Annotated in this window: 10 protein-coding genes; 6 read left to right on the forward strand and 4 right to left on the reverse strand. The window is 39.5% G+C overall.

The features are described 5' to 3' along the window. Window positions 1–33: 33 nt before the first annotated feature. From nudC to dnaQ, 3 genes are all read right to left on the reverse strand, one after another. Window positions 34–792 carry an NAD(+) diphosphatase gene (gene nudC / locus I9192_RS06335; protein ID WP_005030446.1) on the reverse strand — a complete coding sequence of 253 codons (759 nt, stop codon included), beginning with the start codon at window positions 790–792 and terminating at the stop codon, window positions 34–36. After that, window positions 792–2,435 carry a hypothetical protein gene (locus I9192_RS06340; protein WP_005030444.1) on the reverse strand — a complete coding sequence of 548 codons (1,644 nt, stop codon included), beginning with the start codon at window positions 2,433–2,435 and terminating at the stop codon, window positions 792–794. Before I9192_RS06340 ends, nudC begins: the two co-directional genes overlap by 1 nt. Window positions 2,436–2,562: 127 nt before the next feature. Beyond that, window positions 2,563–3,978 carry a DNA polymerase III subunit epsilon gene (dnaQ, locus tag I9192_RS06345; RefSeq protein ID WP_005030442.1) on the reverse strand — a complete coding sequence of 472 codons (1,416 nt, stop codon included), beginning with the start codon at window positions 3,976–3,978 and terminating at the stop codon, window positions 2,563–2,565. 215 nt (window positions 3,979–4,193) lie between these two features. On the opposite strand from dnaQ, the gene I9192_RS06350 reads away from it, so the two are divergent. The 6 genes from I9192_RS06350 to I9192_RS06375 all read left to right on the forward strand — a co-directional run bounded on the left by I9192_RS06350 (window position 4,194) and on the right by I9192_RS06375 (window position 14,546). Further along, a complete protein-coding gene (locus I9192_RS06350; protein ID WP_005030439.1) occupies window positions 4,194–7,481 on the forward strand; it encodes a LysM peptidoglycan-binding domain-containing protein in 3,288 nt (1,095 codons plus the stop codon). A 77-nt stretch (window positions 7,482–7,558) separates the two neighbouring features. Beyond that, entirely contained in the window at window positions 7,559–9,397 is a 1,839-nt protein-coding gene (locus I9192_RS06355) for an extracellular solute-binding protein (protein WP_005030436.1), read from the forward strand. Window positions 9,398–9,511: 114 nt separating this feature from the next. Then, complete coding sequence (locus I9192_RS06360) at window positions 9,512–10,582, forward strand: microcin C ABC transporter permease YejB (RefSeq protein WP_005030434.1); 1,071 nt, start codon at window positions 9,512–9,514, stop codon at window positions 10,580–10,582. Continuing rightward, the gene (locus I9192_RS06365) at window positions 10,582–11,598 is read left to right on the forward strand and encodes an ABC transporter permease (RefSeq protein ID WP_200150218.1); all 1,017 of its coding nucleotides are present in this window, start codon (window positions 10,582–10,584) and stop codon (window positions 11,596–11,598) included. The genes I9192_RS06360 and I9192_RS06365 overlap by 1 nt, the downstream gene beginning before the upstream one ends. Next, the gene (locus I9192_RS06370) at window positions 11,570–13,168 is read left to right on the forward strand and encodes an ATP-binding cassette domain-containing protein (protein ID WP_200150219.1); all 1,599 of its coding nucleotides are present in this window, start codon (window positions 11,570–11,572) and stop codon (window positions 13,166–13,168) included. The genes I9192_RS06365 and I9192_RS06370 overlap by 29 nt, the downstream gene beginning before the upstream one ends. Window positions 13,169–13,301: 133 nt before the next feature. Next, window positions 13,302–14,546 carry an NADH:flavin oxidoreductase/NADH oxidase family protein gene (locus I9192_RS06375; protein ID WP_005030428.1) on the forward strand — a complete coding sequence of 415 codons (1,245 nt, stop codon included), beginning with the start codon at window positions 13,302–13,304 and terminating at the stop codon, window positions 14,544–14,546. 332 nt (window positions 14,547–14,878) lie between these two features. Here I9192_RS06375 and I9192_RS06380 read toward each other — a convergent pair whose 3' ends face one another. Then, window positions 14,879–16,105: an MFS transporter gene (locus I9192_RS06380; protein WP_005030426.1), complete on the reverse strand. Its 1,227-nt coding sequence runs from the start codon at window positions 16,103–16,105 to the stop codon at window positions 14,879–14,881. Between the last annotated feature and the right edge of the window lie 10 nt (window positions 16,106–16,115).

The raw sequence follows: 16,115 nt of genomic DNA on the forward strand, positions 1-16,115 counted from the left end.
TCGCTAGGCTTTTTATTAAGGATACGGATCAAATTAATCTTGGTGCATCGGTGTATTGTGAATCACATGTTCAATCATGGCATGTGCAATACTGCCTGTAAACGGCGTTTCAGGCAATTGATCAAATTTGAAAAATTGCGCATCACTGATCTCTTCTTCTTGCAATACGATTTCACCCGCCTCATATTCGGCTTTAAAGGCAAGCATCAAATTGCTTGGAAAAGGCCACGGTTGACTCGATAAATATTGTACATTCTTTACTTTTAAACCGACTTCTTCCAAAGTTTCACGTTTTACCGCTTCTTCAAGGGTTTCACCGACTTCAACAAAACCTGCAATCAGACCATACATATTAGTTTTATTCTTGGCATTTTTAGCCAATAAAATTTCATTGTCGCCGCGTGTGATCACCGTAATAATACACGGCTGTACGCGAGGGTATTGGTGATAACGACAGGCAGGGCAAACCATTGCATATTCAATCGGGTGAACTTCTGTTTCATGTCCACAGTGACTACAAAATTTATGATTTCGACGCCATTCAAGCAGTTGCACTGCTCGACTGGCTTGTTCAAATTCAGATTTTGTCCATTGTGAGATGAGCTGTCGAATTGGAATCAGTTGATAACCTTGTGGAATTTCATCTTCAATAAAAAGATCTCGGGCAATGATTTGATCACCCGAGTTAAAACTGATATCACTTGCCAATTTCTCTACTTTCGGAAGTTGTAAGTTTTCATCTACTAAAAGTTGTTGGTGATGAAAGATATAAGCAACTGATAATTCTGACATTAGGCTACCGATTTTAAATTTTGACTACTTGCTAATGCTACATCAAACATCGTTTGCAAAACAGGTTGTTTATTCTGTAGATTTTCAATCATCATATCTGCACTGGCTAACACATCCAGAAGTTTATTGATCTGTTGTTGGTTAAATATCTGTTCTTTGTTGAGTCCAGACTGAATAAATTCGGCAGACTGTGCCAATGCCTTTTGACCATCTTTGGCTGCAAGAAACAATAAAGCTCCTCCAATTTCATATAATTGAGAAGGTAGTAGTTCTAGACTTGTAGACTGCGGATCTTGTAAATATTGAACCAGTGTTTGTGAGCTTAAATCGACCATTGCTTTAGTTTCAGTCAGTAAAGCGGTGTGAGCTTCATCAAGACGGTCTAAAGAAATATGTAGATTATTGACCTTTAATTGCAAGCGATTAGAAGTGTAATTGCGTTCAAGAATTCCAATAGAGTTCATCGCAGATAGAATACTATTCATCAATTGCTGTGCATAGTTTTCATCTCTCAGCATGTTTTCTTGAGACAACAGATCAGCTTGCTGTTTTAGTTCGCTATAGGCTTCATTTAAGTTAAGTACTTTAAATACATGTGCAAGGTCTGTGAGTTTACTCTTTAATTCTTGAGTTTTTTCATCACTCATATTTTGATAATTAAACTCGATATCATTACGGATTTGCGACATTTCATCTGTAATGAGCTGGCTGACACTATGAATCGTATCGAAATCTGGTCCGTACAAATGACGACTAAAAATCTGTAATTGAGTATCCGTTAAAATATCTTCGCCTACATTGATTTGCTCACGAATGTGTTGAGAAATTTCATCTTCCTGACTAATACAAATACTCAATACATTTGCAGTATCGGTTAAGGATGGAATAAATCCTGCAAGGTCTTTAAAGAATGATGAAATGTTGGTTTCGATGCTAATTAATGTTCTTAAACGTGTATCGTTGAGGATAATATTTTCAATCTGATTTAAAGCCACAGCAATCAGCGCCCAATATTGAGCACTCGGTTGTCCTTGAGCGATATTGGCTAAATAATTGCCAACCAGTTTTATCCCTTGCAGATCTAAATCTGTCTCGTGTTGATTTAAGAGTTTATGCAGACACAGTTTATAAAGCTTATGTACATGCACTGAATGTTCCAAGTCTGGAGTTTGTAAGAGATTAAAATTAGGCGTCACACAATCCAGTAGTGGCACAATAGCTTGACCTTCTGGTGTGAGTTCTAAACCTAAAGAAAGTTCCAAGCGGTTTAGTGTATCATGCAAAAATTGTGGCACTTTGACTTCACGTAGACAACTAAACTCGATGTAACGTTTGAGCATGGTTGTACCTTCGCTCAATGCAATCACATCTTGAGTATTGATTTCACGTGGGTTTTGCATGATTTTACGCATGACTTGTGCTGAAAGTTCGGCAATTTTGGCAACTTGAGGCATGTCAATCAGCATCAGTACATGACTACATTGTTCCAGTTGTAGCAATGCATCATCAATTCCAAAAGGTAAAGTTTGATCTTCAACTAAACTGCTGACAGCAGATTCAACTTGTAAAATTGAATTATCGACTTCTTTTTTAATAATCAGTAATGCCGTCGGATCAAAATGTATAGAGGTTTGGTAAGACATTGATCTGCACCTTTCCTGGGTATCTAAATGTTCTATTGCATAGCCTCAAAACGAGGCTAATTTTCTAAGTTTTAATATAGCTGAACAAGGGATTTTTTACAGAAAAAATCAGCCTAAATAGGAAATTTTATTTTGCAAAAATGCAGGCTTCCCCATGTTTTTCTTGATATTTATTGACCCAGTTCTCATGTGCTTCCAATTCTTCATCTGAAGCGTAAATTACTGGAACATCAATTTCAATTTTTTGCCGTGTTGTATTCCCCTGAGCTTGTTCAGTATGTGCAGAAATAGCATCCATGTCAAAGGATACTTGTCCGCCTGTCATTGCGAGATAAACATCGGCTAAAATTTCAGCATCGAGCAATGCGCCGTGGAAAGTACGGTCACGTTGAACAATTTCGTAACGTCGAACAAGTGCATCTAAAGAGTTTTTTTGTCCTGGATGCTTACTTTTAGCCATCGCTAAAGTATCAGTCACTGTACACACTTCAGACAGGGCAGGAAGACCACTGCGTTTGAATTCCATGTCCAAGAAGTTCATATCGAAGCTTGCATTATGTGCAATGATTTCACTGCCTTTTAAGTAGTCGAATAGGACTTCGGCAATTTCCTCATACTTGGGTTTGTCTTTTAAAAATTCATCAGTGATCCCGTGGATGGCTTCTGACTCACCTACAGGTTTTCCTGGATTAATATAGATGTGAATCGAACTGCCTGTGAGTTTACGGTTGACCATTTCAATCGCACCAACTTCAACAATTCGATCACTGTCCTGATAATAAAAACCTGTGGTTTCGGTATCAAGAATAAACTGTTTAGGTCCATGCAGTTTTATGGTCGCAGGTGTAATCACAATTTGCGGGTGAATATTCATATCTTTCATTAGAGTACTTTGTTCAACCTGTTCTACTACATCTTGATCACGCAAATTATTATTTGGTGTCTCAGAACTTGTCACAGTTTGTTTGGGTGTCGGCAATTCAGTATCGATAGTTTCATCGGATTCCATCAAGTCAAATCCGAAGGGATCATCAAGCAACCAGTCTTTTTCATCTTTTTTTTTATCATTATTTTCTACAATCTGTTCGGTGGCTGATTGAGGCACCTTCGTGTTTTTTGCTGCCAATGTTTGTTCCGTACCTAAGTTTGCCAATTGATCAGCCATTTCATTGCCTGCATGACCTGCATGACCTTTAATCCAATTCCATTCGATTTCACGACCTCTACATACGCGATCCAGTTTTTGCCATAAATCAGGATTTTTGACATCTTTCCAATTTTTCTTTTTCCAACCTTCAATCCATTCGGTAATACCGCGCTTCACATAGTTGGAGTCGGTCCAAATAATCAGTTTCGCTTCTGTAGGGCAAAATGAAATGCCTTCAATCGCAGCACTCAGCTCCATACGATTATTGGTGGTATCCAGCTCACCACCACACAATTTATGCTCTTCAGTTTCAGTGATGATATAAGCACCCCAGCCACCAGGACCTGGGTTGCCTTTACAAGCACCGTCGACATAAAGTGTGATTGTTTGTGACATAGTAATAACCAATGAAAGTGAATTAAGAGTTGAACATCGTGGTTTAAGAATTTATTGTATACGCAAATCAGCGTTTTCTACGCATGAACTGAGATTTTTTTAATTTCTTGTAACATTTGTATGCAATTCGCATTCAAATTTTGCCTTGTATGCGCCCTAAGCTCTACTAAAATGGCAAAGATAAAATAATTTACTAAATGTTGTTCGGAACCCTTATGTTTAAACCTACCACAATGGTGTGGCAACCTACTGCATCTGTTTTCTTTAAACTATCACTATTAACATCTGCATTGGCGGCACTGGGTTTGACTGCTGGGTGTTCTTCGAACCCATCGACGTCAAAAACTCAAACATCAAAGTCGTCAGGGATGTTGGACGCGAACAGTTTGGATTCACTAGAGGATCTTCTGTCAGCAACTGATATGCGTGCGGTAGAAGGTGATCGTTTATTGATTTTAAAACATGGTGACGTTTGGAAGCGCATGTCTGTTGGTTTTAAAATGGATGAAAACCATTGGGACCCACGGATTGATGCACAACGAAGCTGGTTCGTTTCTCGTCAACCTTATATTGATCGTTTGAGTGCCCGTGCATCACGTTATCTTTACCATACAGTAAAAGAAGCTGAACGTCGCGGTTTGCCAACTGAATTGGCATTATTACCAATCATTGAAAGTTCTTACGATCCTGCTGCAACCAGTAGTGCTGCGGCAGCGGGAATGTGGCAGTTCATCCCAAGCACAGGTAAAATTTACGGTTTAAGACAAACCAGTTTGTACGATGGGCGTCGTGATGTGGTTGAGTCCACTCGTGCAGCATATGAGTTTTTAGGTGGTTTGTATAATCAGTTTGGTTCATGGGAATTGGCATTGGCAGCATACAATGCTGGTCCAGGACGAATTCAACAGGCAATTAATCGAAACCAAGCAGCAGGGTTGCCAACAGACTATTGGTCATTACGATTACCACAAGAAACGATGAACTATGTTCCGCGCTTTTTGGCGGTCGCACAAATCATTAAAAATCCATCTAAATATGGTGTAAGTTTACCGCCGATTGCCAATCGTCCGCATTTTAGAGAAGTCGCTGTTCCACCAGGTGCACAATTGAATCAAATTGCGTCCATCACAGGTTTAAGCCGTGCGGAATTGTACGCACTGAATCCAGGGCATCGTGGTGAAGTTGTTGATCCATCAAGTACTTTACGAATTTTGATTCCTGCTGATTTAAGCCCAACAATTGATTCCAAGTTAAGAGCTTTAAAATCAAGCTCTGATGGTGGATTTTGGGCAAGCAATAATAGCCCAACGACAGCAACCCAGACTTTAACACCTGCTGGTGTAACGTCTACGGTAACGCAATCGATTACGCCGACCCGTACCACGCCACCTGTATTGAGTTCAAATAAAGCAACCACTACGACAACCAGCACTGCAAATTCAGTAAATACTTTAAAGAATACGCCACAGGGCTCAGATGCTTTGGCGCGATTTGCCGCCAATGCAGATATTCCAAGTGCACCACGTATTCCTGTTGCCGTTACTACGGCTGCCAATGTTAAACCTGTTGCAGTAGAACCGCCTATTTCTGCACGAGAAAAGGCTCAAATTCTTGCTGCGGTGAAAGCTGAAGGTGAAAAAGAAACAGTTAAACAAGTGTTAGAGCCACAAGCAACACAAGCAGAAAAAGAAGAAGTTGTTAAAGAAATTAAAGCAATTGCGCCACAAGGTACAGAAGTTTTAGACCCGTATGACGGCAAAATTAAACTGACTGCGATTCAGACCAGTCAATCAGTCGCAGAAGTGCAGGGTAGAGAAAATACCGTTGGATTTGCCTATCCTAAAGGCTTGGCTGATACTACACCTGCAAATTCTGAAGAAGCGAAACTGAATCAAGATAAGAACTTTAAGAAAACTGATACTGAAGTCGTGGTGGAACCTCCTAAAGGTAAACGCAGCACTTATACTGTTTTGGCAGGTGATACTTTAGCAACGATTGCTTTGAAAAATGGAGTCAATTGGCGTGACATTGCCAAATGGAACCAAGTGGATCCAAATGGAACTTTATTTGTTGGTGCAACATTGTATTTGTATGATGCTAAACCACAGATTGATGCGCCAACCACCTCACGGAAAGCAACAGAGTCAGCACCGACCACTTATGTGGTTAAACCGAATGACAGCTTAACTGGCGTTGCCAATCAATTTGATTTATCGGTTTCACAATTGGCAAGTTATAACAATTTGAATACCAACAGTAATTTATTTGTTGGTCAAAAATTAAAACTTAAAGATACTGCTGATGATAAATTATCAGAAATTAATAAGACTGTGGTTCGAGCAGATACATCTAAGCCCGTTGCCAAAGTAAGAACTAAATCTTATGTGGTCAAACGTGGTGAATATCTCAAAATCATCGCTGATCGTTATGCATTATCAGTACATGAACTTGCTGATTTAACTCCAGGATTAGATATTTCAAGCAGTTTGTTTGTCGGGCAAAAAATCAATGTGCCCCTTAATGAAGTGAATGAGCAAGAGAACAAGCTTGAGTCGAAAGTGGTTGAGCAAAGTAAGTTTAAAAATCTGAAATCTGAACCAAGCTATAAAACGGAAAACTATAAAGTTCAAAGTGGTGATAGTTTATCCAGTATTGCAGCACAGTCTAAATTATCTTTAACGGAGTTGGCTGAGTTGAATAAACTCTCTCCATCTCGAAACTTACTTGTAGGTCAGGTGATCAAAATTCCTGCTGGAAGTTCTACTCCAGAGACCTATACAGTTCAATCGGGCGATAGTTTGATTGCAGTTGCTAACAAATATAATTTACAAGTTAACCAAATTGCTGAGTTAAATGGTCTAACAACGACTTCAGGTTTGCTGGTTGGACAAAAGCTCAAATTAACAGGGACACCTGAAAGTAGTGCTAAAGACAGAGCACATAGCAAAAGTGAAGCAAAATCTGAAGCTTCAAGCAAGGACATTCATGTCGTAAAATCAGGTGAGACGCTGGCAAGTATTGCCAAGAAATATAAATTACAGTTGAGCTATTTGAGCGACTTAAATGGTTTATCTCGTAATCAAGCACTTGATGTTGGACAACGTTTGAAAATTGACGGAGATTTACCCAGTAAATCCTCGCTTTCTAAGGAAAAGGAAGACTTAAAAGCTTCAGCAAAGTCTTCATCTAAAGCAGCGAGTAAGAATACTGAAAGTTATGCTGTTAAGGCAGGCGAATCTTTAAATGTCATTGCAAGTCGTGTGGGTTTATCCGTACAAGAACTGGCTGAGATGAATGATTTAAGTCCACGTGCTGGTTTACAGCGCGGTCAATCCATTCGTATTCCTAAAACTGTCACTGAGTACAAAGTGAAAAGTGGCGACTCATTGATTCGTTTAGCCAGTAAGTTCGGTATCGATACTGGTGCATTAGCTGAGATGAATGATCTGAAACCAAATGCCGCTTTACGTATTGGCAGTATTATCAAAGTTCCAAATCTTTAATTGATTTGGGTGATAGATGGATTTACTGAGTGATTTAAATTTTCAAAATGATTTTTTGAATCAAGGAAAGTAGGGGAATGCACCTGAGTTTTACACATGTCAGTACATTCGTATTGGCATTGGGGGGAGGTATTGCAGTGGATGTAGCTGCTGCAATTCAGACTACACCTTATATTGCGGTTCATAATTCGCCATTATATGTCAAAGCTCAGGTCATGCCTTATGCCAATGTCAATGCGCCCAAAGGCGGTTATATCAGTACGTCAAGTATTGGTACATTTGATAATTTAAACAGTTTGAATGGCAAAGGCAGTTCGACTGAAGGAATCAACTATGTATTTGATAGCTTGATGGATAGCTCGTTGGATGAACCAGGTGTGTTATATCCACTACTTGCTGAAAAAGTCAGTTATGATCCCGCTAAAACCAAATATGTCATTTTTCACCTAAATCCTCAAGCCCGTTTTAGTGATGGGTCACCAGTCACCGCTGAAGATATCAAATTTAGCTTTGATACGATTCAGACCAAAGCCAATCTTGGCTTTCAAATGTATTTATCTGATTTGGCAAAAACGGAAGTGTTGTCCAAGTATCAGGTAAAAATGACCTTTAAATCTGCCCATAATCCTGATATGCCTTATATTTTGGCAAAGATCGCAATTTACTCAAAAGCGGATTGGAAAAATAAAGACTATAGCAAAGTGACTTTGCAACCGATTTTAGGATCTGGTCCTTATTTAATTGAACGAATTGATTCTGGACGTAGTATTACTTATAGACGGAACCCACACTATTGGGCAAAAGACTTGCCTGTCAATCGCGGACGTTATAACTTTGATCGAATCAAATATGTTTATTATCGCAGTCCTGAGGTTGCTTTTGAGGGCTTTAAGTCCGGACAGTATACATTTTACCAAGAGAAAAGCGCGCGCAATTGGGTGACTGCATATCATTTTCCTGCGGTAAAAGCAGGACTAGTCAAAGCTTATACCGCTAAAATTCAAACACCGGCATTAACTCAAAGTTTGGTATTTAATACCCGGAAAACACCTTTTAATGATCTGTATTTTCGACAGGCCTTAACCTATGCTTATGATTTTGAATGGATCAACAAAGCTTTGTTATATGGTCAAAATATTCGACTACAAAGCCATTTTCAAAACAGTGAGCTAGCTGCAACGGGGAAACCCAGTGTTCAAGAACTAGAGATTCTTAAACCTTATCTTAAACAACTTCCAACTTTACAACGAGAAGGTGTTTTAGCAGATTGGCAATATCCTGTTTCTGATGCCAGTGGTTTTAATCGGCAAAACCTGTTGATTGCACGTTCTATTTTATTAAAAGCAGGGTATCGTTTTTACCAAGGTCAATTGCTTGATCAGCAAGGGAAACCTATTCGCATTGAGTTTTTGATTCATCAGGATGGTGCGCAACGAACTTTGCTGCCCTATATACGCAATTTAAAAAAATTAGGTATTCAAGTTACGATTCGCCAAGTGGATTTGCCGCAATATACTGAACGTATGCGCCGTTTGGATTTTCAGATGACACCAATGGATATGCCACAATCTTTGACGCCAGGTGCTGAACAGGCTCAAATGTGGGGTTCTAAAGCAGCAGATGAGGTGGGCAATTATAACTATGCAGGAATTAAAAATCCTGTAATCGATCAATTGATCCAAAAGATGATTGCTTCCCCAAATCGTGAACAACTGGTATTACATACACGTGTACTCGATCGTGTGTTACGTGCTGGTTATTATCAAATTCTGACCTATGGCAATGATAAAAATTGGTATGCCTATTGGAACATGTATCATCAACCTGTAATTAAACCCAAACTATCACTCGGTTTGGAGTATTGGTGGGCTGATCCGATTGAAACTAAAAAAGTAGAGCAATATTTAAAAAGATAATCGATGAAAAAAATTGTCTAAAAGACAATAGTATGCAAAACATAAGTGACTCAAATTAAGTCGTAGTTAAATTGATTCATCCATCCTCATGAGGACATAAGGAACCTTGTTGCAATGGGCACATATATACTCAAAAGGCTATTACTGATCATTCCAACATTGTTCTTTGTTTTATTGATCAATTTTGTTGTGGTTCAAATTGCACCAGGCGGACCTGTTGAACAGGCGATTCAGCAAGCAGAAAACTTTCAACGAGATCATATCGGCACGGGTGGAGTTTCTGCTTCGATCGACCGTCATGAGTATCGTGGTGCGCAAGGTTTGAGCCAAGAAATGGTTGAGCAAATCAAAAAGCAATATGGTTTTGATCAACCCGCGTATCGACGTTTTGGACTGATGCTGAGCAATTATTTGGCTTTTGATTTTGGCAGCAGTTTTTTTAAAGATAAACCTGTTACAGAACTCTTACTCGAAAAAATGCCAGTCACAATGTCTTTGGGTTTATGGAGCACTTTGCTGATTTACTTAATTTCCATTCCTTTGGGTATAAGGAAAGCCAAACAGAATGGTCTTTTTTTTGATCGAGCAACATCATTGCTACTCGCTGTAGGTTATGCTGTTCCTGCTTTTGTCTTTGCGATTTTGTTGATCGTATTTTTTGCTGGTGGTTCTTATTTTCAGTGGTTTCCATTACAGGGTTTTGTATCAGACAACTTTCACAGTTTGAACTTGTTTGAGCAGGTGATTGATTATTTTTGGCACATGGCTTTACCTTTGTTGGCAATGGTGCTGGGTGGTTTTGCCAGTTTAACCTATCTTACAAAATATACATTTATGGAAGAGTTAAATAAGCATTATGTACTCGCTGCACGTGCCAAAGGTTTGACCGAAAATACAGTGCTCTACAAACATGTATTCCGTAATGCCTTATTGGTGATTGTGGCAGGGTTACCTGAAGTGCTTGTGGGGGTGTTTTTTGTAGGTAACTTACTGATCGAAATAATTTTTAATTTAGATGGATTAGGCTTACTGGGTTTTGAAGCTGTACAACAGCGTGATTATCCTGTGATTTTTGGTACTTTATTCTTTTTGACCCTCTTTGGTCTGATTTTAAGATTGATTTGCGATGTGTTGTATCGGGTGATTGATCCTCGGATTGATTTTGAATCAAGAGGTGCGAAATAATGTCACCAATCATGCATGCCCGTTTAGAGAAATTTAAACAAAATCGATTGGGCTTTGGCTGTTTTATTCTATTTATGGCACTGTTTGTGATTTCTATTTCAGCTGAATTTATTGCCAATGATAAGCCAGTATTGGTCAAATACGATCAGCACTATTACATGCCTGTGTTTAAAGCCTATCCAGAAACAACCTTTGGTGGAGTTTTTGAAACTGAAGCTGATTATCGAGATCCTGTTGTTCAACAGTTGATTGATGAAAAAGGCTGGGCGATTTGGCCTATTCTACGCTTCTCCTATCAGACCCCTAATTTAGATTTAGCTGTCCCTGTACCATCACCACCTACAACGCAAAATTGGTTGGGAACAGATGACCAAGGACGTGATGTTTTGGCCAGAATCCTGTATGGATTACGTATATCCTTGTTATTTGGTTTTGCTCTTACGTTGTTTGCTGCTTTTCTTGGAGTCGTTGTGGGTGCGATTCAGGGCTATTATGGTGGATGGATTGATTTGATTGGGCAACGAATCCTCGAAGTTTGGGGAGGATTACCCACTTTATTTATGGGGATTATTTTAGTCAGTTTGTTTACGCCAAGTGTGTATTGGCTGTTTTTGATCATGTTGATTTTTGGCTGGACAGAGTTGGTGGGTATTGTGCGAGCGGAGTTCCTTCGTGCGCGTCACTTGGATTATGTGCAAGCAGCGCGTGCATTAGGCGTAAGTGATTTAGTGATTATTTTTAGGCATATTCTGCCAAATGTCATGAGTTCAAGCTTGTCACAATTACCTTTTATGTTGACTGCAAATATTACAGCACTTACGGCGTTGGATTTTCTAGGCTATGGCTTACCACCTGATGCCGCATCTTTGGGAGAGTTACTGCTACAAGGTAAAAATAACCTAGATGCACCGTGGCTTGCACTTTCAGGTTTTTTTACATTGGCGTTGGTTTTGTCATTATTAATTTATATTGGGGAGGCGACACGCGATGCATTCGATCCAAGACGCCAAAAATAATGATGAATCTTTATTATTGTCTGTTAAGCATCTGCACATTGAAAATAAACAACAGAAAGTGCTGGTTGAGAATCTGAATTTTGATTTACATGTCGGTGAAACTGTAGCGATTGTCGGGGAGAGTGGATCCGGGAAATCTATCAGCGGTTTGGCTTTACTGGGATTACTTCCAGATGATTTAAAAGTTTCAGGGCAAGCTGTCTATGATCAACACGACTTATTGGCACTCAATCAAAATGGTATATTAAATATTCGTGGTAAAAAAATTGCCATGATCTTTCAAGAACCGATGACCGCTTTAAATCCATTGCATAATGTAGAACGGATTGTGGGTGAAACCTTAATTTTAGAAGGGATGTCTAAAGAAAAAGCCAGAAAACGTGTCTATGATTTATTGTGTGATGTCGGGATGGATGATCCTGAGGATAAGTTACAACGTTATCCACATGAACTGTCGGGCGGGCAAAGACAACGTGTTTTAATCGCTTCAGTATTGGCACAAAAACCTGAAATTATTATTGCAGACGAGCCAACCACAGCATTGGATGTTACCTTACAATCCCAAGTCTTAAACTTATTACAATTGCTGATTTTGAATCATAAAATGGCGATGATCCTGATTAGCCATGACTTGAATTTGGTTCGTAAATATTCCAATCAAGTGATCGTGATGAATCAGGGACGAGTTGAAGAAAAGGGTTTAGTTCGAGATATTTTTCTAAAACCTAAAACAGCATATACCCAATATTTACTGGATCATAACTTTGGTGAAGCCAATCCAACACCGAATGACAGTCATTTGGTACTATCTTTACATCGACTCGGGGTCAAATTTCCAATTCGGAAAGGAGTTTTAAATCGAATCCAAGATTATTTTATTGCGGTTGAGCCTTTAAATTTGCGTTTGAATCGTGCTGAATCCATTGGGATTGTCGGAGAAAGCGGTTCTGGTAAAACATCTTTAGCTTTGGCAATTGCAAGACTGATTGAAAGTACAGGTAATATTATTTTATTAAATCAAGATATTAATCGCTTGAATCAGCGCAAATTAAGACCGCTACGCTGCAATTTTCAGATTGTCTTTCAAGATCCATTAAGCAGTTTAAACCCAAGAATGACGGTCGATCAGATTATTCGAGAGGGCTTGGCACTACAAAATTTAAAAGAATCAGAAATGATTATTCGGATCAATGAAATTTTGAATAAAGTTGAATTACCTGTTGTCGTGAAACAACTTTATCCGCATCAGCTTTCAGGAGGACAACGTCAACGTGTCGCTTTGGCACGTGCAGTGGTACTGCGACCTAAATTACTGATTCTTGATGAGCCAACATCTGCACTTGATCGAACCACACAGCGTGCAATTGTGAAATTATTGCGTCAATTGCAACAAGACTATCAAATGAGCTATTTATTTATTAGTCATGACTTGCAAGTAGTCAAAGCACTGTGTCAGAAAGTATTGGTGCTGAAAGAGGCGAAGGTTATCGAGTTCCAAGATACCCAAGATTTATTTGACAAGCCGTTGAATAGTTACACAAAAAATTTAATTAAAGCGAGTCAATATTAAGCTGTAATGATTGAGCAATTTTAATCTCTTCAGTCACACTTACAAAATTGACAAATTAAATTGTCAGATTTACGCTTGAACTATGTTAAATTTAAAATAGAGTAAAAACTCTAATCATTGAAGAGATTTGACCATGAGCCATCTTGCAGAATCATTAGAAATAAATAAGACCATTTTTAAAAACCGCATTATTAAAGGTGCGATGAGTGAGGCACTGGCAAACCATGCCGGACAACCCAATCAACTGCATTTGGGACTGTATGATGCATGGGGCAAAGGTGGTTTGGGTTGTGCGATCACTGGTAATGTGATGGTCGATTTCCGTGCTAAAAATGAGCCGGGTGTGGTTGTGGTTGAAACCGAGCGAGATCTTGCCAAATTGACTGAATGGGCAAATATCGGAAAAAAACACGGCATGGTGCAATTGATTCAATTGTCACATCCGGGACGTCAGTGTCCAAAAGGGCTAAATAAAGAAACAGTTGCGCCATCTGCCGTACCGTTTAGTCCATTACTGGCAACCACATTTGGGACTCCTCGAGCGTTAAGTGAAGCTGAAATCTTAGATATTATCCAGCGTTTTGCAGAATCAGCGCGGATTTGTGAAAAAGCAGGATTCGAAGGGGTGCAGCTCCACGGCGCACATGGTTATTTGATCAGCCAATTTCTCTCACCGTTGACCAATAAGCGTCAAGACCAGTGGGGCGGTTCAATTGAAAACCGTATGCGTTTCTTATTGGAAATTTATCAAGCAGTTCGTGCCAAAACCTCAGAAAAATTTATTGTATCGGTTAAGTTGAACTCTGCGGACTTTCAACGTGGTGGAATTACTGAAGAAGAAGTGGTGCAAGTATTCAAAGCGATTGATGCAGCTGGTATTGATATTATCGAAATTTCTGGTGGAACTTATGAAGCACCAGCAATGGCGGGAGCAAAGGCTGACAAGCGTAAACAAAGCACTATTGCACGTGAAGCATATTTCCTAGATTTTGCTGAAAAAATCCGTAAAGAGGTCAAATGTCATCTGATGGTGACAGGTGGTTTCCGCACAGCGCAAGGGATGAATGCAGCACTGGAGAGTGGCGCTTGCGAATTTATTGGTATTGCTCGTCCTTTGGCAGTAGAGCCTGATGTGAGTAATCATTTGATCGCAGGTCGAGATGTGCGCTACGCAGTAGAGCAAATCAAAACCGGTATTCCTTTTGTTGATAAAATGGCAATTATGGAAATCCTTTGGTATGCCGCTCAATTTAAAGCGATCGGTGAAGGCAAAAAGCCAAATCCGAAACTTTCACCATTAAAAGTATTCTTGAATTATGCCAAAAATAATGTCAAAGCTGTGATTCAAGGGCGAGTAAACTCACGCAAATCAGCTTAAGGTCATCTAAGATTGATCATTAAAGAGACCATTGTGAAATGGTCTTTTTAATGTCTAAACTTTTTTATTCAAAAAATAAAGACTGAATAGTGAATTTTAAAAAAGCTGCCATAAGCACGATTGTCTGGCAGCTTTTTTTGAACGCTTTCGAATCAATCGCACTGAGATTCAGCTCAAACGTTTAAGTCGTCAAATTTAGTTCAAATTAGTGTGCACAAAAAGCCATATTAAAATATTCAAACAATTCAGGTGTGTTAAACCACAGTAGGCTAGACAAGAGCAACAATAGAATAATGACACCCCAAACAGCAAATTTTAACCATATATCAGTATCAGTCATCGACAACCGCCTCCTCATTCACGAAGAAGTGCACAATAACGCCAAACAGACTTAACGCAATTGAACAACCCCAGATGATGTTGTAGTTACCTGTTATATCATGGTTTAAGCCACCCAACCAGCCACCAAAAAATGAGCCGACTTGATGGGTGAAAAATACAATACCGCTGAGCATGGTTAAATATTTTACACCAAACATATTGGCAACAATGCCATTGGTTAAAGGAACCGTTGAAAGCCAAAGAATCCCCATAATGATGCCGAAAGCATATACCGTCCAGATGCTCAGTGGCAGCATCAAAAATGCAATAATGGTTATGCCTCGTAAGCCATAGAGACCCATTAACAAATGAGGTTTTGAATATTTATCGCCTAACCAACCTGCGGCATAGGTTCCTACAATATTAAATAATCCAACCAGTGCAAGAAATACTGTACCTGTTGAAGCATCAAAACCATGATCAATCAGATAGCCAGGAAGATGGATACCTAAGAACACCACTTGGAATCCACATACCAAGAAACCAAAGGCCAACCACAGAAAAGGTTTGTGATGAAAGGCAATGTTTAAAATTTGCTTAAAGGTTAAGCTCGGTTTTAGCGCCTGCTTGACTGCATTTGGCGGGGTATACATTGGTGCTTTCAGCATCCATGCCAATGGGATAATCAATACAACCAAGACTGCCGTGATGACCAGTGCCGAAGACCATCCAAAGTTTTTAATCAGTAGGAGGGTGGTAGGCAACATGATAAATTGCCCAAATGAACCTGCCGCACTTGCAATCCCCATAGCCATGCTGCGTTTTCTTGGATGAGCGGCACGCCCAACTGCTGAAAGCAGTACCGAAAACGAAGTTGCAGAGAGAGCTAAGCCAATAATTAAACCGACACTAAGGTCAAGTAAAAGGGCATTTGAACTGACTGACATCAACAACAAGCCAATCGTATAAAGTACACCACCAACTGCAACAACTTTTTTACTGCCGTATTTATCAGCAAGTGCACCTGTAAAGGGTTGAACAGCACCCCAGAGTAAGTTTTGCATAGCAATTGCCAAGCTAAAAACTTGGTGGCTCCAGTTAAACTCATGGCTCATCGGGACTAAATAAAGTCCAAAACCATGACGCACACCCAAAGAAAGTGCCAGAATAAAAGCACTTCCAATGAGCATATAAATGAGAGGTTTAGAAAAGCGAGTGTCGTCCTGTAGCGCTGACATAAGTGGTCCA

This window comes from Acinetobacter bereziniae (assembly GCF_016576965.1).
GTDB classification, from domain to species: Bacteria; Pseudomonadota; Gammaproteobacteria; order Pseudomonadales; family Moraxellaceae; genus Acinetobacter; species Acinetobacter bereziniae.